We start from the raw sequence: 26,029 nt of genomic DNA on the forward strand, positions 1-26,029 counted from the left end.
CACTAGGCTTTTAAACCCTGCTATGGTAAGATAATAGGTGCATTATTTTGTGATTAGGAGTGTATATATGAATAAAAATGGGGAATGGAGTGCTGCAAGACGAATATTCATTATTTTAATGGATGTTTTGATGTACAATGTAGCCATATATAGCAGTTTCTTACTGAAATTTCATGGGGAAATACCCATGCGGAATTTTGAAACTTTTCAACATTCAGCAATCTTTATTTCTGTTATATTTATTGCCTTGAATATCTTATTGGGCGTATATGTTTTTTATAATCGAACGGTCAGCGATATCGTGTTTGTCACGGTTATTGGTCAAGTCTTAATGACATTGGGGATCATGGTCGTCACCTTTGCTGGACGCTGGTTTGCTTTCCCACGAGGCGTAATTTTACTGTCATTTGTGCTAGCGACCATTTTATTGAGTCTTTACAGAATATTAATTTATAAGTTGTACTTGAAAGTCAGTCGTGATAAGAAAGTCGTGATCGTTGGATCAGAAAAAGATGTGGCACCGGCCATACAAAATTTCAGTTCTAAAAAAAATAATAAGCATAAAGTAGAAGCGGTTGTCATCGATCACTACTATGAAAATGTGAAAAAAATGATTGATCAAATGGATATCGTCTATCTGGCTTCACATATTGAAGAAGCAGAAAAAGTAAAAATCTATCAACTAGTGACAAAAAATGAGAAGAAATTATTTCTCAATACGACATTTGAAAACTTAACGATGATCAATCCAAACATCATGAACTTTGAAGATGAAAGTATTATTGAAGCTTCAGGATTCAGAATTCCACCAGAATATGAATTATTCAAGCGGTTGTTTGATATTATCGTTTCGTTGATTTTACTGATCATAGCCTCACCTTTCATGTTATTAACTGCTATTTTAGTAAAAGTTACTTCACCGGGTCCGGTTATTTATAAACAAATTCGGATCACTAAAAATCAAAAAGAATTTTCAATCTATAAATTTCGCTCGATGACTGCGACTGCAGAAGCCAAATCAGGACCTGTTTTGGCTAAGAGCAACGATGCTCGTGTCACTCCAGTGGGTAAATTTATCCGAGCAGTTCGTTTTGATGAATTACCACAAATCTTTAATGTATTAAAGGGAGACATGTCGATCGTTGGTCCTCGACCAGAACGTCCTTTCTTTGTTGATCAATTTAATGCGGAAAATCCTTATTACTATTTGAGACACAATGTACGTGCTGGGATAACGGGTTATGCGCAAGTTTATGGGAAATACGTATCAGATTACAACAGTAAATTACGGTTTGATTTACTTTACATCAAGAAATATTCTTTATTGCTCGATTTAAAAATATTATTACAAACCATTAAAATTCTTTTTGATAAGATGTCTTCTCAAGGCTTGGAAGAAGATGAGAATGTTCATTCATTGGCAGAGATTGCTTTTCCAAAAGAGAAAATCTTTCGCTAGTTGAGAGGTAGTGAAAAATGAGTAACCCAAAATTTAGTATCGTCATACCCATTTATAATGCTGAAAGCACGATTGCTCGTACGATCGCATCTTTAAAAGAATTTGATTTTACTGATTATGAAGTTTTGTTAATCAATGATGGTTCGACAGATCAAACGGAAGCAATCATTACGAGACTTATTGAGAACGACCCTAAATTTCGACTGATCACAACGGCTAATCAAGGGCCTGGTTTAGCAAGAAATGAAGGGATTATGCAAGCCCAAGGAACTTACATCTTATTTTTTGATGCGGATGATACGCCGAAAAAAGAAGTTTTATCTGATTATGACAAGCTTTTAGCTAAACATCCAGACACCGATTTGATCGTTAGTTCGTTTATCTTTCGAACGATGGACGGAGAACAGATTATTTCAGAAAAAGAAAATTTAGTGACGGAGCATCATTATCAAAGTCATGATAGTTTTATAAAAGACATGTATCGATTAATGAACGATCAGTTGATGTATGTAGTTTGGAATAAATGTTATCGAAGGGATATTTTAAAACAGAATCAGCTTCTTTTTAAAGGATACAATAGCTGTGAAGACCGTATTTTTAATTTGCATTATTATAAATATTGTCAAAATGTCCTGATGAACCCGAAAATTTCTTATATTTATGAATTTGAAGGTGGCAAAGGAATCACGAATCAGTACCGTCCCAATAAATTTAGTACCTTCAAAGAGTTCTACCAATTAGCAAATGAAGTGACGAATGAAGTCGATAAGCCAGGAATGGCAGCTCTCCATTTAAAAGGAACGACGTCGGTCATCTTTTCTATCTATGGCACTTCGACACGGACAGCAAAAGAAAAAAAAGCTGAAGCAAAGCAAATATTAACGGATCCAACTATTGTTGAGGCGAAAAAAATTGCTTGCACCGACTCTACAGTAAAAAAAGTAACGAAGCAATTGTATAACCTGCCTTGTTCATTCTTTTTAACTGCTGTACGCATCGGAAGTTTTGTTGAAATAAAGATGCCAGGATTGATGGCAACACTAAAACGAGTGTATTAAATAAGCGACCGGAATAGCAGGGTGATATCATTTGCTTTTCAATCGAAATAAAAAAGCAGTGACAGCTGTCATGGCTTTATTCTCACATTTATAAAAGTGTTAGGATAAAAGTTTCTTCTAACACACTATTTATTCGAGTTTGGGTCTTTAGGTTTTCCTTTTGACCCACACTCTTTTTTTGCAAATTTAGACAGATTCTATTTCGGATAAAAAAATAGTTATGATAAAATAAAAATAGAGGGAGCTGTAAGTATGTATAGTAATGATCCTGAATTAAGAAATGTCCAGCAGGTAGTGTTAGAAATCGCTCAATATTTTGTCGATTTTTGTAATAAACACGACCTACTTTGTTATTTTTGTGGCGGTGGCTGTATTGGCTCTATCCGTCATCAAGGTTTTATTCCTTGGGATGATGACTTGGATTTTTTTATGCCTAGACAAGATTATGAAAAAATAAAAGAACTATGGCCAAAATATGCTGATGTTGAACGCTATCCGCTATTGGTTGCTTCTGAGAATTACAATGATCATAATTCATTTATGACCATTCGAGATGCAAATACCACATTTGTCAAAACGTATCAAGAAGGAATGGCTATTCCTCATGGTATACCGATTGATATTTTTCCTTTGGACGGTGCGCCTGAAAAAAGTGCGCAACGGAAAATCCAAAAAATGTGGGCGCTCGTTTATGCATTGTTTTGTTCTCAGGTTGTGCCCGAAAAACATGGGGGAATGATGGCAACAGGTAGCAAGGTGCTTTTAAGTACGTTCTCTTCGCCCAAAATCCGCTATAAGATTTGGCGTTTTGCAGAAAAACAAATGAGTAAGTACTCATTCGGATCGACACCTTATGTCACAGAATTATGTGTCGGACCTAAATATATGGGAAATATTTACCATTTGGAAGATTTTAAATCAGCGATTGTTGTTCCCTTTGAAGAGACAAAAATGCCAATTCCTGTTGGGTATGACCGCTATTTGAAACAGGTCTTTGGTGACTACATGCAATTGCCCCCTGAAGAAGAACAACAGCCTCATCATGAAGCTGTTCTTGTTGATACTAAAAAAGCTTACAAAGTAAACGATACAGTATGAAGGAGAAAAGAGATGAAACGGATTTTTTCTGGTGTACTTTTATGTACATTATTATTAAATAGCTCTATTTCCAATACTTATGCAATTGAAAATATAGCTAAAACTTCTCAATCTAGTCAAGAACAGAAGGCTATGAATGAAGTGGGAACTGAAGAAAAGCAAATGAACGACTCGTCTGATTCAGCAACACTTACCACAACTAACGATACAAAACAATCGGATAGTTCGACAACTACGGAAACATCTACGGCTGAGACTTCTTCGACAGAATCCAGTATGACCAGCAGCTCGACAATCCCCACTCAAGAAAGTACCAGCACTTCGGGTTCCGAGACCGCCAATTCTACGAGTGATTCTACCGAGGTCCAACCAGATGCTAGTCAAGGTGATTCAAGAGAAGATGCTGAACTCGGGAAAAGAGGGACAAACCATAAAAAAGGTACTTATGCCATGCAACCGTCTGGCAGTCAGTATGGGATTATGACGAGAATGAGGGAACCTGATAGTGTATATGCCGATAATCCTAATTTACCAAGAAAAGACTTCATTGATGTCGCTAGTTGGAATGGAACAATCTCTGTTGCTGAGTATCAAAAAATTAAAAGTTACGGGGTTACGGGAGTAACCGTCAAGCTCACTGAAGGAACATCTTATACTAATCCGTATGCGCAAAGTCAAATCAACAATGCTAAAGCTGCAGGACTAAGCGTGTCCGCTTATCATTATAGCTTGTATACATCTGTCCAGACGGCTCAAGCAGAGGCAAAATATTTTGCACAAGCAGCGTCAAAATTCGGTTTGCCCAAAAATGCGATCATGTTCGATGACGCAGAAGACCCAAACTTGATTTCCAACGGACGCGATACGCAAAAAAATGCTTTGGCTTTTAATCAACAACTAAAAAATCTTGGGTATTCTAATGCTGCACTATATCTTAGTAGAGGCTGGCTAGATAGTGGGTACATCAATCCTGCTCCCTTTAATAAAGAACGTATATGGGTCGCACAATATCCTTATACTCCAACACAATCGATGCAGTGGAACAATGATTATGGTGCTTGGCAGTGGTCGTCTAAAATGTATTTCCCAGGTTTGGCTAATTATCAATCACGTCCCTTTGACATGTCGATGATTTACAGTTCTTTTTTTGGAACGCCAAATACAGGAACCGGACCTGACCTAAATAAATATTATACGACAAATCCTGGAAGAGTCATCCTCAAGAAGGATGATTGTTTTTACAATGATGTGAATTTTACCAGTCCTGGAATGACTGTTAAAGAAAATACTTTAGTTACTGTGAAAAGTATTCAAACAACCGCTAGTGGGATTCCACGCTTATTTACAGATCACGGTTATTTAACAGCAAATAAATCATATGTTGTAGCGGCTCAAAGCAATATTGATTCTTATTTTACAACGAATCCTAAAAAAGTCCGTTTGAAGACCGATGATTATTTTTATGCAGATACAGCTTTTACCCAGCGTTTGAATAAAGTCACGAAAGGTACAGTGGTGGAAGTAGAAAGCTTAGCTTACACGGACTCTGGTATTTTCCGATTAAAAACAAAAAATGGCTATTTGACTGCGAATAAAAATTTGGTCGAACAGTATCGTGATATCTCTGATATGTACTATATGACAAATCCAGGACAAGTCATTGCTCAGACAAATGATCGTTTTTACCAAGATGTCGAGTTTACAAAACCAGGAGAATCAGTCTCAGCTGGTACGGTCATCAAAGTAACGGGAATTGAAAAAACAAAGAGTGGGATACCTCGATTAAAAACAAATAAAGGCTTTTATACAGCAAATAGAGACTACGTGATCGCAACTGTAGCATCAATTGATAATTACTATACGAAAAACCCTGTTCGAATCGTCATGAAAGCCAATGATACTTACTATCGAGACACAGACTTTCTCCATAAAGGAAAAGCAGTGACGAAAGGGTCGCTTGTATCTGTTACAGGTGTCGTATACCGTGAAGGTCAAGTACCGCGATTGCTTACGCCCGATGGCTATTTGACGGCTAATAAAGAGTATGTGCAAGAAGTGCCAGATAATATCTCAAACTATTATTATAGTAATCCAGGATATGTGGTCATGAAGACAAATGATACGTATTATCATGATGTCAATTTCAGTCAAAAAGGGGAGGCAGTCTCTAAAAATGAATTGATTGAAGTGCAAAATGTGGTATTTACAAGTGGGGGAATCCCACGGTTAAAAACGGCAAAAGGCTATTTGACAGCAAATAGAGGTTATGTAACACAATTAGTGAGTGACAGTGATAATTACTTTATCGAAAATCCAAGAAAAATTGTTATGTTGAGGGATGATCGCTATTATTCTGACATAGACTTTAAACAACCAAGTACCGCAATTGCGAAAGGTACGGTGATCGATGTCTTAGGTATCGAGTATACAGCTGGTGGAATCCCACGATTAAAAACCAATAAGGGATATGTTACAGCTAATAAAGGGTATGTTACAGCTGCTGCGAATGCAAATGATAATTATTTTGTGACGAATCCTAAAAGAGTTCAACTGTTGATGAATGATTACTACTATAAAGATCTCAGTTTTACGCAAAAAGGAGCAGCAATTAGCAAAGGAACGATCGTAGAGATCCAATCAATCGAATATACCCCATCAGGACTTCCACGATTAAAAACAGCTGATGGTTATGTGACTGCAAATAAAAAGTATGTTCAAAAAGTAAACTAAAAATAAATAAATCAACACATCAATCGAATGTTCTATCATTCTTTTGATGTGTTGTTTTTTTGTATAATACTTATATTTCACCGAGGCTCAGTGGAAAACATTGAAAGTTATTGGCAGTTGTGAGAAAATGTAAAAGGTTAAATATGGTTTTTATTGAACGGATAGTGAAATAATAGGCAAGTTTTCAATACCTATTTAGTATAAATACACATAAAAGAAAGGAATTTATCTCATATGATTACAGCTATAATTATTGCCGGTGGCGTTGGCAAACGAATGGGGCAGGATATACCAAAACAATTTATTAATATTGAGGGGAAGCCCATCATTATTTATACATTGGAGTCATTCCAACACCATCCACAGATTGATCGAATTCTTGTTGTATGTAAATCAGGTTGGGAAGAAACCATGTGGGCTTATATCAAAGAGTTCAATATCAGTAAAGTCCAATGGGTGATTACTGGCGGATCTAAAGGACAAGAATCAATCAATAACGGTGTACAATTTTTAAAAGATTATTCAGAGGATGATGACACAATTATCATTCATGACGGTATCCGTCCATTGGTGGATGAACTCGTCCTATCAGATGTGATTGTGAAATGTAAGGAATATGGAAATGGTGTGACTTCATTACCGTATAATGAACAGATTTTTATTAAGAAAACCGAAGAAACGACACAACAATATGTGGATCGTAATACGTTACGACGTGTTTCAACTCCACAAGCATACCAATATGGTAAATTACTTTCTGCTTATAATCGGGCGGTCAAAGAAAATATTGGAATGACAGACTCATCTTATACCAATACGATGATGGTGGACTTAGGTGAAACGTTGTATTTTGCGGCTGGTTCTGATAAAAATATCAAATTGACCACAACCGATGATTTAGAGCTTTTCAAAGCATATTTAAAAATGAAAGATTAGGTGAAGAGGATGTCTTTAATAAATAATCCACTATATAAAGATGATTTGCTGAAGGTAGTCGAACATACTCCTGATTTAAAAAGTTTGGATGGTCAATCTTTACTCATGATTGGTGCCTCAGGTATGATTGGTTCTTTTTTAGTCGATACGTTAATGTTAGCAAACCAGTATTTAGGGGTTAATATTAAAGTATATGCAATGGGAAGAAATCGTCAAAGATTGGAAGAACGATTCTCTCCGTATATCTCTGATGAAAATTTTGAGATCATCGAAGGAGACGTGACAGATCCGTTGCCTTTTTCTATTAAGGCTGACTATATCATCCACGGTGCAAGCAATACCCATCCAAAAGCTTATGCAACCGATCCAATTGGCACGATTATGACGAATCTTGCTGGTACAGAACAAGTATTGAAACATGCTGTAGCAACAGAACCGAAAAGAGTGCTTTTCCTTTCAACTGTAGAGATCTATGGCGAAAATCGTGGAGACATTGAAAAGTTTTCGGAAGATTATTGTGGTTATATTGATTGCAATACTTTACGTGCCGGCTATCCGGAAGGTAAGAGAGTCAGTGAGTCCCTTTGTCAGGCATATATTGCGAAGCATCAATTAGATATTGTGATTCCAAGATTATGCCGTACATTTGGCCCAACGATGTTGTTATCTGACTCTAAGGCTTCTTCTCAATTTATCTTGAATGCAGTGCATGAAGAAGATATTGTATTAAAGAGTGAAGGAAACCAGTATTTTTCCTATATTTATGTAGGTGATGCTGTTTCAGCGATGCTTCATCTCCTTATTCACGGTCAGAATGGAGAAGCTTATAACATCTCTAATGACAGTTTTGATTTGCATCTAAAAGAGCTTGCTCAAAAACTTGCTGAAATTAGTGGGAAGCAAGTCATTTTTGAATTACCTGATGCAATTGAACAACAAGGCTTTTCTAAAGCAAATACGGCTATTTTAAATAATGAAAAAATTAAAGATACTGGCTGGTTCCCGATCTTTAGTCTAGAAGAATCACTGAAGCATACAGTACAGTTAGTTAAGGATGAAATACATGTGTGAAATTAGTATTATCGTACCTGTTTATAAAGTTGAAAAATATTTAAAAAAATGTGTAGATTCCATTCTCGCTCAGACTTTTTCCGATTTTGAACTGATTTTAGTGGATGACGGTTCACCTGATAATAGTGGACGTATTTGTGATGACTATGCAAAGAAGGATGCTCGTGTACGGGTCGTCCACAAACAAAATGGTGGATTGAGTAGTGCAAGAAACGCGGGAATCGAAGTAGCCAAAGGAAAATATTTGGGCTTTGTTGACAGTGACGACTATATCGCAGAAGATATGTACGAACTTTTATATAAAGCAATCATCAAAGAAGAGGCAGACTTATCGATCTGTGGTATTTATGATGTCTACGAGGGAAAAGATCCGATAATCAAACCCACAATCAAAAAAACAGTAACCGCTGAAGAAGCGTTATTATTAATTTTACAAGGAAATATCATCTCTGTTCATGCAGTGAACAAACTCTATAAGCGAGAACTGTTTTCAACTATCCGCTATCCAGAGGGGAAATATCATGAAGATTCTTTTATTATTGTAGATTTATTGAATCAATGCCACAAAGTAGCCATTGACTCTGAACAAAAGTACTATTATTATCATCGTCTTGGAAGTATCAATACAGAAAGTTTTTCAGAAAAACAATTTGAATTTATTGAAGCTTGGGAAAACAATGAAATAAAGCTCAAAGACCGAAGTCAAGAAATCAAAAAAGCAGCACATCAACGTGTTTGTTTTGCTAACTTTTTAGTTCTCGATAAGATTATAGTAGCAAACGTAACGGATCGTCCGGAAACAAAAGAAATCGTAAGTTATTTAAGACATAACTTTCGATTCATTATGGAGAATGAGATATTTACCAAGAGTCGTAAGTTTTCTACATTACTCTTAATGATTAGCTTACATTTATATAAGTTTCCAGTAGAATTTAGAAGGAAACATATAACTAAAACTAAAGATTAACCGTTACGGTGATTGATCTTTTATACTAATGGAGGATAAAATGTTTACTAAATTTTCAAAGCAATTCCATAGTATAGGACAAAAAATAGCATTGCCCTATATTGTTTTTTTTGAGCTTGTCTTAATCTGTCGGATGGTTAGTGTTTATTCCACACTACCACCAAAAATCGATTCCATCTTTTCGATGATTATCATGTTATTATCAGGAGTCATTTTCCTTAGCCACTTTTTACCAATGATTCTCGAAAAAAAGAAAATAAAAATTGAATATTGGTTAATTGTTTTTATAGTAATTTTAGCAATCAGTACATTGTTGAATCGAGAATATGCTTTCACAGAAAACATCAAACTGATTATTTGGCAATGTATCTTTTTCTTTTGTGTATTTGAAGTGGGAAGAGAAAATAACAAAAAACTATTTACTGTGTTTGAAACGATTCTTTTAGTTGTTTGGTCTGCACTTGTCCTATTTTCTCTTTATTTGTTTTTTGCTCGTGTAAGTTTTTCTACGCCAGTTAAATCATTGTATTATGGCATGCGAATCGGTTTTTTTGAAAATCGTCTTTATGGGATTTTTGTTGATCCAAACTATGCGACAACTATTTCATTGGTTTGTATTATTTTTGCCCTTAGAAAAGCTATTTTTAATCAAAAGCTATGGGTGAAAGTTCTTTCTATTTTTGTTATGTTTGTTCAATTTAGCTATATTTCTCTCTCAGGTTCAAGATCTGGTATGATCCAATTGGTAGTTGCGGCCTTTTTTGGTGTTTTCTTCTTTTACTTATTTTATCAGTCGAAAAAAAATCAATCGTTAGTATTGAAAGTAGTAGGAGCAACAGTCCTAGCTGCGATTAGTTCAGCCGTTGTTTTTGGTGGCGTATCATTGATGAAAACAGGTTACGTCAATGTAGCAAACCGTGTGGAAATCACAAGTCCTAAGGTCGTTGACTTTTTTGAAAAAGATTCAGAGAAAAAAATTCCTGACGAAAAATTGGTCACTACCGAAAGACCGGATGTTGTTGAAAATAAAGATATTTCTAACAGTCGTTTTGCTTTATGGAAAAGTGCAACTGAATTGATGCGACTTGAACCCATTTTCGGAACAACACCAAAAGGTTTTGTGGCAATTGCCAAAGCTAAAATCCCAGAGACTCATATTGCTAAAACGGGGCAAACACCTCACAGTGCCTTTTTCTATCTATTAGCAGCAACTGGTATCTCTGGAACAGTTGTTTTTGTCCTATTTTTACTATCAAAAATGTGGCAGTCTTTGCGGATTCTATTTGCTACAAAGCAAAAAAATTATCTGGAATTTCTGATAGATAATCAAATTGTGTTGATCATCTTAGTCTCTAGTTTATTGATTACTGAAATTATACTAACTAGACGTTCTGCAACATTTATTTTCTGGTTGTATTTAGGAAAACTTCAATATGATTTCGATCAACAAAAACAATTGAACAGACTGGAAAAATAATTAAGGTAATAGGAAAAATCCTTGCAGAGAAACAAAGGATGCAAGGATATTTTCTATTATTGGTCAATTTGATGATCAAAGGCAAATAAATATTCCCGTTCGTTAGTAAAAAATTTAATTGGATATAGGAGACTTCTTATGAGAGAATTAACAATGGCAGAGGTACAAAAAAAAGCAGTTGATATTTTAGTTTATATTGATAAAATCTGTCGTGAAAACAACCTAAAATATACCATATTTTATGGAAGTCTGATTGGTGTTGAACGCCATCAAGGTTTTATCCCTTGGGATGATGATATTGATATCGTGATGCCCCGACCAGATTATGAAGAATTGCTTTTGATCTTAAAAAATGATACAAATTACAAGTTGTTGTCCTTTGAAACAAGAGAAAATTTTAGATATCCATTTGCAAAAGTGATTGACCCAAAAACTGTAGCTAAAACAAAGCAGTTTTTTAGTGGGGAAGAACCTGATTTAGGCGTTTTTGTTGATATTTTTCCTATTGACGGCATTCCAGATTCTGCTACAGAACGTCAAGCTCTAAGAGAGACAACAGAGAATTATCGTCTAAACTTAATGGACACTTTGGGATTAGCTTATGCTCGAAGCTTTGATTTTTTGAAAGCAGTCGTAAAATTAGTAGTGCGTTATCCTCATCATAAAAAATTATTGAAAATCGGCGATAATGTCTATTGGCAAAAAAAATACCAAGAAGCTGCTAAAAAAATCCGATTTGGAGATACGGACACATGTGGTTATTTAGAATGGATTCATATTGATTGGGGTGTTTTTCCAACGCAATGGTTTACTGAATATGAAGACGTCGAATTTGAAGGACACAAAGTAATGGCTATCAAAAATAGAGGAGATTTTCTTACATTGCGTTACGGAGATTACATGACAATGCCACCGGAAAATGAACGCGTGACACACCATCCGTATAACTTTTACGAAAAATAGCCTCTCGAAATGGTTACAAAAAGTAAGACGAAACAACAAAGTAGCATCTTTAATACTATATCTTAGAAGGAGTGAAGTAAATGCGTGAAAAACTGCAAACAACTGTTGTAATGGCTACATATAATGGCGAAAAAAATATTATAGAACAGCTCAATTCTTTGAAAAATCAATCTCAAAAAATTGATGAAGTTATCATAAAAGATGATTGCTCAACTGATCAGACAGTCAATATTGTACGAAAATTCATTGAAGAAAATCAGTTACAGGCTACCTGGCAATTGATTGTTAATGAAGAAAACGTTGGATGGCGAAAAAACTTTTTTAAACTGCTGGATTTAGCAAGTAAAGATGTTGTGTTTACTTGTGACCAAGATGATATTTGGCATGAAAAAAAAATTGAAGAAATGAGTCGTACTTTTGCGAATCAACAAGTTCAAGTTTTAGTATCAGATTATCATGAATTAGTAGAGCCAGGTGGTTTAGCCGAAGAGTTAAAACGGGTTGATACAGAAAAAATAGAGGGACAATCAGAAGAACGAGTGGTTTTTAATGAAAACAACTTATTCCTAAGACGTCCAGGCTGTGTCTATGCTATTCGCCAAAGCTTTATTGCGAATGTGATGCTTTATGCTTCAAGAATGGAGAATGCAGTCCATGATATGTCCATGTGGGGAAGTGCTGTTTTAAGCAATGGGTTATTTCTCTTAAGAAAACCGTTGATTGAATGGCGTAAACATGGTCAAAGCTCTTTTAAAAAAGAAATTGACCAAGCAAACAAAGTAACAGCCTACCAAAAAAGACTAAATACGTTACGGCGAAGATTGCAACGTGTACATGCAGCCAATAACTATTTAGCTAATTTAACTGATATAGATGATTTTGAGAAGAAACAAAAAATGCTCTTGTCAATGATTGATGAACTAGAAATGCGTATTGCTATATTAGAAAAGGAACAGTTATCAACAATTCTTGCTTCTTTCTTCCGCTATAAGCGTAAATTTTATTTTGGTACTGATATCTATCATCTTATAAAATATAAGTCAGGAAAGTGAGGTATCAGCATGAACCATAAAGCAAAAGCTGTCGCAAAAAATCTATATTATACCGTAGCAGCTAACTTTGCTACATTAGGTATTTCTGTCCTTTTAAATTTATTTGTTCCAAAATTATTAGGAGTGACTGAATATAGTTATTGGCAACTCTATGTCTTTTATTCTTCTTATGTAGGATTCTTACATTTTGGTTGGATTGATGGTATTTACTTGAAAATCGGCGGAGAAGAGTACAAAGACATTGATAAACGTTCTTTAGGATCACAGTTTTGGTATTTAGCGATATTTGAATTTTTTGTTTCGATTTTCGTTATTTTATGGGCTTACTTCTTTATGCCTGGAGAATACCAAGCACTGATCTTGATTTTGACAGCTGTTGTTTCTGTAGTGACTATCGTTAAAACATTTATTCTCTATATTTTCCAATCAACAAATAGGATTAAAGAGTATGCACAGTTATCAAGAAATGATCGCTATTTATATGTTGTCTTAATCGGTATATATTTTGCCACAGGTGGGCGGGAATTTTACTGGTTGATCATTATGGATATCATTTCAAAATTAGTGATTACAATTTGGGGAATGACCCGAATAAAAGATATGCTACAAGTTAAAATGATTGGTCTAAAAGAACTAGTACCTGAAATCTTAGATAACATTAATATTGGTAGCAAATTAATGTTGAGTAGTATTGCTAGTATGTTAATTATGGGTACGATCCGTTTCTTTGTTCAACAACAATGGTCAATCCAGACTTTTGGTAAATTATCTTTTACTTTAAGTATCTCTAATATGTTTTTGACCTTTATCAATGCGGTCGGGATCGTCATGTTCCCGCTTTTAAGAAGAACAAATCGAGATCGTCTTTCTTCTTTGTTTCAAACACTAAGAGGTGTATTTGTTCCTTTGACGTATGCTATTTTGATTTTTTATATTCCAGCAAAAATCGTTTTAGGCATGTGGCTACCTGAATATGAAGTTAGTTTAAGATTCATGGGGATCTTATTTCCAATCGTTATCTATGAAGGAAGAATGTCCTTATTAATCAATACCTATTTGAAGACATTGCGTAAAGAAAAAACGATTCTAATGGTAAACGTCTTGACGTTGACCTTATCCTTACTTCTTTCTCTATTCGTCATTTTCATCATAGGGAATTTAAACTTAACTGTCGGATTAATACTTGCTAGTTTAGCATTCCGTTGTAATTTAGCTGAATTTTTCTTGTGTAGAGATATGAATATTAAAATTGGTGCTAAAATGTTTTTAGAAACCTGTCTAACTTTATTATTCATTTTTAGTAATCTTTGGTTTGATGGCACTTATATGAGTATGGTTGCCTATATTGTGATATATATCATTTATTTAGTGATTGTCCATCGTGGTTTTTTGAGCGACTTAAAAGATTTGCGATACTTAGTCAAAGATCATTAATATAAAGAAGACAGTGAGGGACTGTGACAAAAGACTTGTCACAGTCCCTTATTCTTGCAAAAGGTGATAGAGAAATACATCCTTGACCAACTTCTGCCAAGGCAATAACAAAGAAGCAACGTTTAAATAAGAAAAATATTATCTACTATTAGAATATTTTATGCATGGTATGGTTTTCTTGTTAGACAGGAGATAACTATTGGAAAGGGAACAATTAGTCTATGATCGCTCTATTTAGGGCATATATATAAGATAGTATTCTCAGAATAAACGTGTTACACTAAACTTATCTTTTATGTAAATCAATAATTGGAGTGAAAATAGTGGAAAAAATATTGATTACCGGTGGGGCTGGTTTTATCGGTTCTACCTTAGCCAATCACTTAGGTAAAGAAAATGTAGTGATTGTTGTTGATGATTTATCAATGGGAAAAGTAGAAAATCTTGAGATGGATAGAAACATCACGTTCATCGAAGGTGATGTAGCGGATTCAGTATTGATGGAAGAAATCATCCGTGCCAATCAATTTGACTACATTTTCCATTTAGCGGCAGTTGCTAGTGTGGCAGATTCGGTTGCCCGACCAGTAGAAACACATCGAGTTAATTTTGAAAGTGTGCTGATGCTGTTAGAATTGATCCGGAAATATCAACCAAACTTAAAACGAATCGTATTTAGTTCTTCAGCAGCAGTTTATGGGGATGAACCAACTTTACCAAAAAAAGAGGAATCCATTATTCGTCCATTAACCCCTTATGCAATCGATAAGTTTGCAGCTGAACAATATGTTTTGGATTACTGTCATTTATATGATGTTCCAGGAAGTGCAGTTCGTTTCTTCAATGTTTACGGACCAAACCAAAACCCAAATTCACCTTACAGTGGTGTGATTTCAATCTTAGTTGATCGTTATAAAAAACAATTAGCGGGAGAAAAAACGTCATTTACTTTATATGGAGACGGTAGCCAATCAAGAGACTTTGTCTATATCGATGATGTGATCCAAGCTTTACTTCTGGTAGCTAACAAAGAATCGGCTTTAGGCCAACAATTTAATGTCGGAACGGGAAAAGCAACTACATTATTAACATTGATCCAGACGATTGATCAAATTTTAGAGACGGAATTAGCTTTAGAATATCAGCCAGAACGTTCAGGAGATATTCACGATTCATTAGCAGATATTTCTAAGATTCAGTCTATTGGTTATCTACCAAAATATGATGTATTAAGTGGTATGAAAAGCTATTTAAAAACTGAAATATAGTGAATAATAAGAGTCGACAGTTCTTATTCGTACACTTGAAAAGTGGATGGAACGAAATCTTAAACTTTGTGAAATAGAACTATGATAGTCGGCTAAATACAGTCGCCATGCAAAAGTCAGATAACATTCTAACTTTTGCATGGCGATTTTTTTAATAAAAAAATTTTTGAACTATGACGTACTTAATTTTTGGGACGATAATCTTTTTCGTTTTCAGGATTAATTTTCTTCTAATATCTTGGACCCTTCAATTAAATTATAAATTCGATTTCGCAAGTCTAGAGCAGTTAATTTTATTTTTTTATCTGATTGGTCGTTGCTTTCCATGACGACTGCATCTTTCAAATCACGTTTGAAAACAGCGACTGAATGGAAACGATTGATGTTTCCTTGTGCCAAAACATAATCATTACCACAATAGACACCACCACGATATGGGTGGCCAGTAGGACTGGGTTTCCATAATGTAAAAAGTAATTTCTGTGGGATCATTTTACCTGATAAAACTTTAGTGAAAAACGTATTTAAATCAAGCACCGACATACTGATATTTCCAGTCCCTAATTCATTATGGATCGCTGTTTGCGATTCAGTTAATGGCTTCCAGTAATCATCACTAGCAGACATCTGATAGGAAAGGGCATGATGCGGAGAGTTTTTGACTTGATCATAAAAAGCGGTCTGTTTCAAATCCAAAGGTTTGATAATCTCATTCTCTACTAATTTTTCATAAGGTTGGTGAGTTAAGTTGATTAAAATACCCGCTAAAATTGTAAAGTTTAATGGTTCATAACGATAAGTATGGTAGTCAACTAATTTTAGATGTTGAACCGCAAATTGGACGACTTCTGTATCTGATAATGGGGTAGTAGGTTTAGCTGTAGGTTTCAACCCAGATCTCATATAAAGTAGATCTTCAATGGAAATCTTTTGACTATTCGGAATTTGAGGATAAAACTTAGCCAATTTCGTATTCAAAGAAAGGTGTCCTAATTCTACTTGTTTGAGAATTAACAGAGCTGTCATCGCTTTTTGAATCGAGCCAATTTGATAGTAAAGATAAGGGCGGTTTAACTGATCATTTTCTTTGTTCGCATAACCATAGCCACGCTCAAAAATCACATGATTATTTTTCTTTACATAAATTGAGCCAATGTAATCATGTTTAATTAACAGGTGGTTGATTTTTTCTGATAATTTTTTTTCTTCAGGTGTAAGCGATAATGTCTGTTTAGGTTTTAGTGAATCGGAATCATTTTTAGCTTGTTCTTTCGCATAAATACTCCATCCTATAATCATACCGGTGGAAAGTACGCTGATACTGAGCAATACTAGAATGATAGAGAAAAAAGGAAATGCCCCTTTTTTTGCATGTTTGCCTTTTTTTATCATTGTGTCATAAGGTCCTTTCATTTTCGCTAATAGTTAAAATAACTATTGTATTCATTGATATTAATTTTAATCTGTTTTCATTTGATTTACTACTTACAATTTTGATAGAATATTTAAATAAATTAATTCACGTCAATCAAAATATCATGTATAATAGATGAAGTTACGAAGTTGATAGTAAGGAGGAGTTGTTTTGTCAGAAAACAAACAACGTCCAGAAGAGAAAAAAAACAGATCAGACCAATCTGCTGAAAAGAATGCAGTCATTAATCAGAGAAAAAATTTGCGAAAAAAAGAAGAAAAAATCGTTGGTAAAATCATTTTAGTGATCGTTTTGACGTTGCTAATCATTGGAGGCGTCCTTGGATTCACCATTTACCGCTATGTGGATAGCGGGTTGAAACCATTGGATCCTAAAAATGATCAACTTGTTCAAATTGAAATACCTAGCGGTTCATCAAATAAACAAATAGGTGAGATACTCGAACAAGATCAAGTGATTAAAAGCGGCATCGTGTTCAATTACTATACTAAATTTAAAAATATGACTGGCTTTCAAGCTGGATATTATCAAATGGCACCAAATATGACTTTGGATGAGATCGGAAAACAATTGCAAGAAGGTGGCACCTCAGAGCCAACTAAAGTAGCAGATGGCAAAGTCGTGATACCGGAAGGATACGACATTGAACAAATCGCTGCTAGAGTAGCGAAAGTCACTGGAAAAGATAAACAAGAATTTTTAGATTTGATGAAAGATGAAACGTTTTTCAATGAGCTTTATAAAAAATTCCCAGATTTATTGGACAGTGCGAGCAAAGCTCAAAATGTCAAATGTCGCTTAGAAGGTTATTTGTTCCCGGCTACTTATGATTACTACAAAAAAATGTCGTTGAAAGATTTAGTCGTTCAGATGGTAAACAAGACAAATAGCGTGTTACAGCCTTATTTTACAACCATCAAACAAAAAAATATGACGGTTCAAGAAGTCCTGACGTTGGCCTCATTAGTTGAAAAAGAAGGGATTAAAGAAAACGATCGTAAAAACATCGCCCAAGTATTTTTCAACCGTATCAAGGCAGATATGCCTTTACAATCAGATATCTCTGTTTTATATGCCTTGGGAGAACACAAAGAAACGGTCTCTTATAAAGATACGGCTGTCGACTCTCCATATAATCTATATACGAACACAGGCTATGGTCCTGGACCATTTGATAACCCTAGTGAAGCAGCTATCGAAGCCGTATTAGAGCCGACTCAAAATGATTACTACTATTTTGTGGCAGATATCAAAAAAGGCGATGTTTATTTTGCAAAAACTTACGAAGAACATTTGGAATTAGTTGATAAATATGTCAATAATTCGTAGAATAGTATTTGTATCATCGACTATTTATTTAAAATAGAAAAACATTTACATTTTAGGAAAAGCGTGGTAATCTTTTTTGGATTATATTCCTCAAAAGATTACTTTTTGCGGTATTCCATAGATCAAGAAGGAGACGTTATACATGGTTGAGAAAGTTTACCCGATGACTCTAGAAGGCAAAGCCAAACTAGAAGAAGAATTAGAACAATTAAAAACAGTTAAACGCGGAGAAATCATTGAACGCATTAAAATCGCTCGTGGATTTGGTGATCTATCTGAAAACTCAGAGTATGAATCTGCTAAAGATGAACAAGCGTTTGTTGAAGGTCGAATCACAACAATCGAAAATATGATTCGTTTTGCTCAAATCATTGACAATGACGGTGTTGATGCAGATGAAGTATCAATTGGTAAGACAGTAACATTTATTGAATTACCGGATGGTGAAGAAGAAGAATACACAATCGTAGGAAGTGCAGAAGCTGATCCATTTTCTGGTAAAATTTCTAATGATTCACCAATTGCTCAAGCTTTGATTGGTAAATTAGTCAATGATGAAGTAACGATTGCTACCCCTGGTGGCGATATGTTAGTTAAAATCGTTAAAGTAGAGCAAGCATAAGAAATACTTGAACAAAAATGAAGTTGTGACATCTACAACTTTGAGCAATAAGCCGAAGAATCAGAAAATCGTTTCTCCGATTTTTGGGATTCTTCGGCTTATTTATTTTTCTAAGGAATGAGTGTCCAGAACCATTTGACTTAGGACAAACTTTACATCTCAAGTCCTATAGTATATTTCTAAAAAAATAGCTATGATAGAATGAGAATGTGCATGAAAGGAGAATAAAGATGAATAGTTCTTGGCGTTTTTTTATCGTAGTCGAGGCTTTATTATTACTATTTGCAGTTTGGCAAATTGTGAACAACGTAGAATTACTTCTTCTCGTATTGTTTGGTGCATTGAACATATATTTAGCATTAAGAAAATATCCACGATCTGGATTTCGAAATTTTCAATTGATTATAGGGAGTTTGATCGTTTTCTTTAGTTTAGTCAATAGCCCTGCACTATGGTTGATGGCAGTATTTGCGATCTTGTTTATCGGACTAAAAGGGGTTGAAATTTCTGGGATTGATCTAACAAAAAATACCTTTTGGCGAAAGAAACAGATGATCATGGTACAAACCGATCAATTAAAAACACATAATAATGAACGAAAAAAACAACAATTATTTGGAAATCAACGTATTGGTAATGATGTTTATGAATGGGATGACATCAATATTGCTTTAATTTCAGGGGATACGATCATTGATCTTGGCAATACATTGTTACCAAAGGATGATAATATTGTTATTGTGCGAAAAGGAATTGGTAGAACGAGAATTTTGGTACCTTTAGGGATTGCCATCAGTTTAGAGCATGCGACACTTGTTGGAAATGTTTTATTTGAAGAGGAACAATTTTCATTAAAAAATGAATCCATCAAAATTTATAGTAACGATTATGATGAAAACCCAAGACGGTTAAAAATCATCACGAATACATTACTTGGTGACGTTGAGGTGATACGTGTATGATGAGCAGATTATCAAAATTAATGATGGCAATCTATGCCTCAGCGGCTTCTTTTTTAATCATCTTGTTTTCGTTGTTCACTTATTTTTATGCAAGTAACCAAACGAATTGGTGGCGTGCCATTTTAAGTGCAAGACTATTGTATGTGCCGCTGATTTTTCATTTGTTTGCTATTGCCTTAGGTGTCGGATTAGTGGTTTTTTTGATAGTATCACTTATCCAAAAAGCAAAGTATGGTAAAATTGAAGAAAAATTAAGAGCATTATCTTCTGGTAATTATGAGTCTAGTCATTTGAATGAACCCATTCCCAGTGCAAATGATGATATTTATGTACAAGATATTGATAAAGAAATAACCAAAATAAAAGAAAAAATGATTGAAGTTTCTAGTGAACTACAAATTATCACTAGCAGACCCCAGTATGTGGATGGACAGACAAGAGAGGAAATCTTAGAACTAGAAAGGCATCGTTTAGCCCGGGAACTCCATGATTCTGTCTCACAACAATTATTTGCAGCGATGATGATGATGTCTGCTTTAACAGAACAAGCCGAAAAAACAGATAGTTCAGAAATATTTCGCAAACAATTACGTATGGTTGCTGATATCATCAATGCTTCTCAATCTGAAATGCGCGCGCTCCTACTTCATCTTCGCCCAGTGAATCTGGAGGAGAAGAGTTTGAAACAAGGAATTGAGCAATTATTAAAAGAACTACAAAATAAAATTCAAATTTCATTGAAATGGGAGATCGAAGACGTAAAATTGTCCAATTCGATTGAAGATCATCTTTTTCGTATCGTGCAAGAATTATTATCCAATACCTTACGTCACGCTAAAGCAAATGAATTAGAAGTTTATTTACACAAAATCAATAATAACTTATTGTTACGAGTGATTGATGATGGTACCGGGTTTAATATGAACGAAACGAAAACAGGTAGTTATGGATTAAATAATATTAGGGAACGAGTAGCAGGTATTGGTGGAACAGTTAAAATTATTAGTTTTAAAGGACAAGGCACCAGTATTGAGATCAAAGTTCCTTTGATCAAGGAGGCATAATTGAAAATGATACAAGTATTACTCGTAGATGATCATGAAATGGTTCGCTTAGGAGTATCCTCTTATTTATCGATTCAAGAAGACATTCAAGTGATCGGTGAAGCAGAAAATGGTCGAGAAGGCTATGAAAAAGCAATGGAATTACGACCTGATGTGATTTTGATGGATCTTGTTATGGAAGAAATGGATGGGATTGAATCAACTAAAGCTATTTTAAAAGACTGGCCTGAAGCAAAAATAATTATTGTGACCAGCTTTATCGATGATGAAAAAGTTTATCCAGCCATTGAAGCTGGTGCAGCGGGATATCTATTAAAAACTTCTACCGCTCATGAAATTGCAGATGCGATCAGAGCAACTCAAAGAGGGGAACGAGTGTTAGAACCTGAAGTAACAACAAAAATGATGGAAAAAATAAGTAAGAGAAACGAGCCAATTCTTCATGAAGAATTGACAAAACGCGAAAATGAAATCCTGATGCTGATAGCAGAAGGAAAAAGCAATCAAGAGATCGCAGATGAATTATTTATTACTTTAAAAACAGTCAAAACCCATGTCTCAAATATATTAGCAAAATTAGAAGTAGAAGATCGAACGCAAGCAGCTATTTATGCTTTCAAACATGGACTAGTTAAATAAATTGTTTATTCTACAAAAGAAAGCTTACTTTCGTTTTTAGAAAGCCTTTGCTATACTTAAATAAAATAGGTAAGGGAGGAAGCAAGTGAAACAAAATTTTGCAATTGTCGGGCTTGGACGATTTGGTGGCAGTATTTGCCGAACCTTAGTTGAAGCAGGACAAGAAGTATTAGCTATTGATAGCAATGAAGATCGAGTCAATGAATATATGAATATCGCTACGCATGCAGTTGTAGCAAATGCACAAGATGAAATGACATTGCGTTCACTAGGAATCAGAAATTTTGATCATGTGATCATTGCAATCGGTGAAGATATCCAAGCAAGTATCCTCGTTACATTAATGGTCAAAGAGATGGGAGTTCCCAACATCTTAGCTAAAGCTCAAAATGAATATCATGCAAGAGTGTTAGAAAAAATCGGAGCAGATCGTGTGGTTCACCCGGAAAGAGATATGGGGATTCGTATTGCTCATAATCTTGTTTCAAAAAATATATTGGATTACTTAGAACTATCGGATCAATTTTCTCTTGCAGAAATTCGAGTTTCTAATCCTAAATTTTTTAATAAAACATTAGCGGAGCTGAATTTTAGGCAACGTTATGATCTAACAGTTGTAGCAATTCGACGCTTTGATCGTTCGGTCGTTGTTTCACCTTCAGCAGATGAATATGTCAGAGAAAATGATAATTTATTAGTAATTGGGGAAACCGAAGATGTAGATATATTAGACGATAAAATGAATCAATAAGGAGATGCAGGAATGAAATTATCAGTAACAGATAATGCACGTAAATGGTTCGAAGAGGAAGTAACTATCCCTGAAAATTATGGGATTCGTTTTTTTGGGAAAGTCTACGGCAAGACAGAAGTACATGATGGTTTTTCTATCGGAATGTCTGTCGAACAGCCTGAACGACCAATCAAAGAAGAAACCATTGACGGGATGCTGTTTTTTATTGAAGAAGCAGATGACTGGTTTTTCAAGGGGTATGATCTTGTTGTTGATTATGATGCATCTTTAAATGAGCCAACTTATCATTTCAAAGAACAATAAAACAAAGGAGCGTTTCTTTAGCTACCATTAGCTTGGAAAACTCCTTTTTTATATTTACCTCTTTTTTCATAAGACTGAGTCACGAAACACTTGATTACAATTAGTAATAGAAGGGATGCGTAACTAAGATGGCAGAAAAAATTATTTATTTAGATCGAGGATTTAGACAAGAATTTATTGATAAAATGACTGAATTAGCGCCTAATTATGTCATAAAAACTGAGCTTGAACCTACAGATTTGATGAATGTTGAAATTAGTTTAGGGTGGAATCGCCAATACGAAAGAGAGCTATTAGCATCTCCAGGGTTAAAATGGGTACATTCGATCTCAGCAGGGGTAGACACTTTACCACTAACGGCATTTTCTGAAAAAGGGATCTTACTTTCAAATGGTAGTGGTATTCATAGTGAATCAATAGCTGAACACATCATGGGAGTGATTTTAGGCTATTCTCGAGGGCTGTTCCAAGCACAAAAAGCACAAGCAAAGAAAGAATGGTTAGGAACTCATGTCCATTATCAGCCATTAGAAAAACAAAAATTATTGATCATCGGAACGGGGCAAATCGGCAAGATGGTTGCTGAGAAAGCAGACAGCTTTTCTATGGTCAGTTATGGGATAAATACTACCGGGCATCCAGTAGAAGGATTCAGTCAAACGTATTCCTTAAACGAAGTGGAAAAAGTAGTAGCTGATATGGATATCATTGTAAATATTTTGCCTCTGACAGAGCAGACTAAGGGCTTCTTTAATTATGAATTATTCAAAAAATTCGCTTCCCATGCGTTATTCATCAACGTTGGACGTGGGGCTTCTTTAAAAACAGCTGATTTAGTTCAGGCATTAAATGAAGAACAACTCGCCTTTGCAGCATTGGATGTTTTTGAAGAAGAACCATTACCTGAAAAAAGCCCATTGTGGGAAATGGATCAAGTATTGATTACGCCGCATATCGCTGGCTTAACCTCAGATTTTCAAAATAAGTTAATGACAATCTTTCTAGCCAATCTTAAAAGCTATGTCACAAATCAAGAGCTTAAGATAAATGAAGTGGCATTAAAAAAAGGATATTGATCCTTACTTAGAAAAATAGTTGACATTAAAAAACGACTTTCTTTGACTAGCGTTGCCGCCTAATCGAAGAAAGTCGTTTCCTATGTTTGACATTCGTGAACTACATCATTTGGCTTTTTGGCCAGCCTTTTACCGCCTGTGCAAAAATAAAAAGTCCTGCTATTGCGATAAAAGCACTTGTGTCAAAAGCCGGTAAGAAAATCATTAAGATCGTGGCTAAGACTGTTGGTAGGGTGATTGAATAGATCATCGTTTTTAAACAATCAAGAAATGAAGCGCCAGTCAAACGTAAGCGTGCATAAATATAAGCTGCAAAATTAGCTAAAAGTAAAGTAACGATCAAATTCAAAAAGCTTGGATAAATAGAAATTAAGAAAGTCACTATCTTGATCCAAAATGGAATTGTTGCTTCACTTAAGGTTGTACGCAATTGTTTTCCTGTTAGATTTTTTAAGGCATCATTTTTATAGTCAAGTTCAAGTGAGTTATTGTTTAGAAAAGTAGTACCGGTATTAGGCAAAGCTACGACGAGTTTATTTTTTAGTAGTCCAACACTAAGAAAATTTCCGACTAAGTCAGAAGTAATATCTTTTTCAGATCGTTTGCCTTCCGGATCAAAAGTAAAGATGATAGAATTTGTTTGATAGATGAAACCTTCATGATCTGCTGCATCAATTTTCCCGTTTTTTATGGAAAAATCTGGAATCTTGGTGGCAATTTTCTGACCATCTTGTTTGATGTTTTCTAGCACTTGAAACACTTGATAGGAAATAGGCAAAGCCATGATGATGCTAAGGACCAAAAGATAAAGAACCGATTTAGCAAACGGGGTTTTTCTAGCATTTTTGAGCTCTTTAAATTGCGTGAATGAGCTGATAATTAATTGTTTTGTTGTCATAGTTACTCCTTCTATACATAATGTCATCATTAGCAATTCTAGCGAAGTCTTAGAAGAAATACAAGGGGAAATACCAATTGGCAATCTTCCTTTAAGGTTCATGTGAGAACCTGCTTTTATAAAAAATAACGATAATGTTAAAATTTACTAGTTACAAAGATGAATTTAAGGAATAAAGATGAAAACCAGCGACAAATAAGGTATGATGAATAAGAATTGATTAGTAAGGTAGGATGAACGATGAATTTTTATTATCGAGTGAGACAATTTTTAGAAGAAAAAGGTTACTGGGAAATATTTATTTACCTATTTTTTGGTGGTTTAGCAACAGTCGTGAATATCGTTACTTTTGCAATTGCATTACAGATGCTCCATCTAAGTATGCCGATAGCAAATACTATTTCTTGGATTTGTTCTGTTTTATTTGCTTTTGTAACGAACAAATTATGGGTATTTCATTCCAAGTCACCTAATTTTTTCCATTTAGTTATTGAATTTAGTAAATTTTTGTTCTATCGGATTCTTTCTTATGGTATGGATATGGGTTCCATGTTGCTGCTGATTCAGGTGATGCACACAAATGATTATGTGGCTAAGATTATTACCCAAGTCATCGTGGTAGTCGCCAATTATGTCTTTAGTAAATTGTTTATTTTTAAAGGGACAACCATTATTGAGGAAGAACTTCCTGAAAAAGAGAAGTAAAATCCACAGTAGGCATAATTTTTGAAGAATTCCTTGCTCTTTGTTACTCTTTGTAGTGTAGACACTATGAACAAACACATTGAGGAGGAATTTTTTTATGACTTACACATTACCAGATTTACCATATGCATTCGATGCGTTAGAACCTTATATCGATGAAGAAACGATGCACTTGCATCATGACAAACACCATAATACTTATGTAACAAATTTAAATGCAGCGATTGAAAAACATCCAGAACTAGGTGAAAAAACAATCGAAGAACTACTTTCTGATATGGATGCTGTCCCTACAGATATCAAGACTGCTGTACGTAATAATGGTGGCGGACATGCAAACCATTCTTTCTTCTGGAAAATCATGGCACCAAATGCTGGTGGCGAACCAACTGGTGCAATTAAAGAAGCGATTGATGAAGCCTTTGGTGATTTTGCAACATTTAAGGAAGAATTTAAAAAAGCTGCAGCTGGCCGTTTTGGTTCAGGTTGGGCTTGGTTAGTGATGGAAAATGGTAAATTAGCGATCACTTCAACAGCCAACCAAGATTCACCATTAATGGAAGGCAAAACACCTATTTTAGGTTTAGATGTTTGGGAACATGCGTATTATTTGAAATATAAGAATGTACGACCTGATTACATTGAAGCTTTCTGGAACGTTGTGAACTGGGAAGAAGTAAACAATCAATTATCAACTGCCAAATAATCATTTTCAAGCCTAAAAAAAAG

The 26,029-nt window shown here is 34.8% G+C and carries 24 protein-coding genes; 22 read left to right on the forward strand and 2 right to left on the reverse strand.

Annotated elements, in window-relative coordinates; translation table 11 throughout:
* Nucleotides 1–67: 67 nt before the first annotated feature.
* The 12 genes from IGL28_RS04000 to IGL28_RS04055 all read left to right on the forward strand — a co-directional run bounded on the left by IGL28_RS04000 (nucleotide 68) and on the right by IGL28_RS04055 (nucleotide 15,513).
* A complete protein-coding gene (locus tag IGL28_RS04000; protein WP_010738174.1) occupies nucleotides 68–1,459 on the forward strand; it encodes a sugar transferase in 1,392 nt (463 codons plus the stop codon).
* A gap of 17 nt (nucleotides 1,460–1,476) precedes the next feature.
* A complete protein-coding gene (locus IGL28_RS04005; RefSeq protein WP_010738173.1) occupies nucleotides 1,477–2,517 on the forward strand; it encodes a glycosyltransferase family 2 protein in 1,041 nt (346 codons plus the stop codon).
* Between the two features lie 252 nt (nucleotides 2,518–2,769).
* Nucleotides 2,770–3,615, forward strand: a complete 846-nt coding sequence (locus IGL28_RS04010; RefSeq protein WP_010719733.1) for a LicD family protein — start codon at nucleotides 2,770–2,772, stop codon at nucleotides 3,613–3,615.
* Between the two features lie 12 nt (nucleotides 3,616–3,627).
* Nucleotides 3,628–6,345, forward strand: a complete 2,718-nt coding sequence (locus IGL28_RS04015) for a DUF5776 domain-containing protein (protein WP_081128604.1) — start codon at nucleotides 3,628–3,630, stop codon at nucleotides 6,343–6,345.
* 234 nt (nucleotides 6,346–6,579) lie between these two features.
* The gene (locus IGL28_RS04020) at nucleotides 6,580–7,281 is read left to right on the forward strand and encodes an IspD/TarI family cytidylyltransferase (protein WP_010719731.1); all 702 of its coding nucleotides are present in this window, start codon (nucleotides 6,580–6,582) and stop codon (nucleotides 7,279–7,281) included.
* 9 nt (nucleotides 7,282–7,290) lie between these two features.
* On the forward strand, nucleotides 7,291–8,352 hold the full coding sequence (locus IGL28_RS04025) for an NAD-dependent epimerase/dehydratase family protein (protein ID WP_081128606.1): 1,062 nt from the start codon (nucleotides 7,291–7,293) through the stop codon (nucleotides 8,350–8,352).
* Complete coding sequence (locus IGL28_RS04030; protein WP_010719729.1) at nucleotides 8,345–9,319, forward strand: glycosyltransferase family 2 protein; 975 nt, start codon at nucleotides 8,345–8,347, stop codon at nucleotides 9,317–9,319. The genes IGL28_RS04025 and IGL28_RS04030 overlap by 8 nt, the downstream gene beginning before the upstream one ends.
* 40 nt (nucleotides 9,320–9,359) lie before the next feature.
* Nucleotides 9,360–10,796 (forward strand): O-antigen ligase family protein, encoded by a 1,437-nt coding sequence (locus IGL28_RS04035; protein ID WP_197725796.1) that lies wholly within the window; start codon nucleotides 9,360–9,362, stop codon nucleotides 10,794–10,796.
* A 138-nt stretch (nucleotides 10,797–10,934) separates the two neighbouring features.
* On the forward strand, nucleotides 10,935–11,759 hold the full coding sequence (locus IGL28_RS04040; protein ID WP_034698873.1) for a LicD family protein: 825 nt from the start codon (nucleotides 10,935–10,937) through the stop codon (nucleotides 11,757–11,759).
* Between the two features lie 80 nt (nucleotides 11,760–11,839).
* Nucleotides 11,840–12,811, forward strand: coding sequence for a glycosyltransferase (locus IGL28_RS04045; RefSeq protein WP_010719726.1), 972 nt, complete (start codon nucleotides 11,840–11,842; stop codon nucleotides 12,809–12,811).
* Between the two features lie 9 nt (nucleotides 12,812–12,820).
* Nucleotides 12,821–14,245 (forward strand): lipopolysaccharide biosynthesis protein, encoded by a 1,425-nt coding sequence (locus IGL28_RS04050; RefSeq protein WP_010738167.1) that lies wholly within the window; start codon nucleotides 12,821–12,823, stop codon nucleotides 14,243–14,245.
* A gap of 323 nt (nucleotides 14,246–14,568) precedes the next feature.
* The gene (locus IGL28_RS04055) at nucleotides 14,569–15,513 is read left to right on the forward strand and encodes an NAD-dependent epimerase/dehydratase family protein (RefSeq protein WP_010719724.1); all 945 of its coding nucleotides are present in this window, start codon (nucleotides 14,569–14,571) and stop codon (nucleotides 15,511–15,513) included.
* 219 nt (nucleotides 15,514–15,732) lie between these two features.
* On the opposite strand, the gene IGL28_RS04060 is transcribed toward IGL28_RS04055, so the two are convergent.
* A complete protein-coding gene (locus IGL28_RS04060) occupies nucleotides 15,733–16,902 on the reverse strand; it encodes a serine hydrolase domain-containing protein (RefSeq protein ID WP_395530691.1) in 1,170 nt (389 codons plus the stop codon).
* A gap of 196 nt (nucleotides 16,903–17,098) precedes the next feature.
* On the opposite strand from IGL28_RS04060, the gene mltG reads away from it, so the two are divergent.
* The 8 genes from mltG (at nucleotide 17,099) to IGL28_RS04100 (ending at nucleotide 23,697) form a co-directional block, all read left to right on the forward strand.
* Nucleotides 17,099–18,277, forward strand: a complete 1,179-nt coding sequence (gene mltG, locus IGL28_RS04065) for an endolytic transglycosylase MltG (protein ID WP_081128612.1) — start codon at nucleotides 17,099–17,101, stop codon at nucleotides 18,275–18,277.
* 142 nt (nucleotides 18,278–18,419) lie between these two features.
* Entirely contained in the window at nucleotides 18,420–18,899 is a 480-nt protein-coding gene (gene greA / locus IGL28_RS04070) for a transcription elongation factor GreA (protein ID WP_010719721.1), read from the forward strand.
* Between the two features lie 230 nt (nucleotides 18,900–19,129).
* On the forward strand, nucleotides 19,130–19,861 hold the full coding sequence (gene liaF / locus IGL28_RS04075) for a cell wall-active antibiotics response protein LiaF (RefSeq protein ID WP_010719720.1): 732 nt from the start codon (nucleotides 19,130–19,132) through the stop codon (nucleotides 19,859–19,861).
* Nucleotides 19,858–20,925: a two-component system sensor histidine kinase LiaS gene (gene liaS, locus IGL28_RS04080; protein ID WP_010719719.1), complete on the forward strand. Its 1,068-nt coding sequence runs from the start codon at nucleotides 19,858–19,860 to the stop codon at nucleotides 20,923–20,925. Before liaF ends, liaS begins: the two co-directional genes overlap by 4 nt.
* Before the next feature lie 6 nt (nucleotides 20,926–20,931).
* Nucleotides 20,932–21,564 (forward strand): response regulator transcription factor, encoded by a 633-nt coding sequence (locus IGL28_RS04085; protein ID WP_010719718.1) that lies wholly within the window; start codon nucleotides 20,932–20,934, stop codon nucleotides 21,562–21,564.
* Nucleotides 21,565–21,649: 85 nt separating this feature from the next.
* The gene (locus IGL28_RS04090) at nucleotides 21,650–22,315 is read left to right on the forward strand and encodes a potassium channel family protein (protein ID WP_010719717.1); all 666 of its coding nucleotides are present in this window, start codon (nucleotides 21,650–21,652) and stop codon (nucleotides 22,313–22,315) included.
* Between the two features lie 12 nt (nucleotides 22,316–22,327).
* Nucleotides 22,328–22,621: a HesB/YadR/YfhF family protein gene (locus IGL28_RS04095; RefSeq protein ID WP_010719716.1), complete on the forward strand. Its 294-nt coding sequence runs from the start codon at nucleotides 22,328–22,330 to the stop codon at nucleotides 22,619–22,621.
* Nucleotides 22,622–22,749: 128 nt separating this feature from the next.
* On the forward strand, nucleotides 22,750–23,697 hold the full coding sequence (locus IGL28_RS04100; protein ID WP_081128614.1) for a phosphoglycerate dehydrogenase: 948 nt from the start codon (nucleotides 22,750–22,752) through the stop codon (nucleotides 23,695–23,697).
* Between the two features lie 100 nt (nucleotides 23,698–23,797).
* Here the strand turns inward: IGL28_RS04100 and IGL28_RS04105 are convergent, their stop codons facing one another.
* Entirely contained in the window at nucleotides 23,798–24,595 is a 798-nt protein-coding gene (locus IGL28_RS04105; protein WP_025480226.1) for a DUF1189 domain-containing protein, read from the reverse strand.
* A 240-nt stretch (nucleotides 24,596–24,835) separates the two neighbouring features.
* Between IGL28_RS04105 and IGL28_RS04110 the strand changes: the two genes are divergently transcribed.
* Both IGL28_RS04110 and IGL28_RS04115 read left to right on the forward strand, forming a co-directional pair.
* Nucleotides 24,836–25,300, forward strand: coding sequence for a GtrA family protein (locus IGL28_RS04110; protein WP_010719713.1), 465 nt, complete (start codon nucleotides 24,836–24,838; stop codon nucleotides 25,298–25,300).
* Between the two features lie 97 nt (nucleotides 25,301–25,397).
* The gene (locus IGL28_RS04115) at nucleotides 25,398–26,006 is read left to right on the forward strand and encodes a superoxide dismutase (protein WP_081128616.1); all 609 of its coding nucleotides are present in this window, start codon (nucleotides 25,398–25,400) and stop codon (nucleotides 26,004–26,006) included.
* The last annotated feature ends 23 nt before the right edge of the window (nucleotides 26,007–26,029 follow it).

This window comes from Enterococcus sp. AZ077 (assembly GCF_051714965.1).
Lineage (GTDB): Bacteria > Bacillota > Bacilli > Lactobacillales > Enterococcaceae > Enterococcus_B > Enterococcus_B hirae.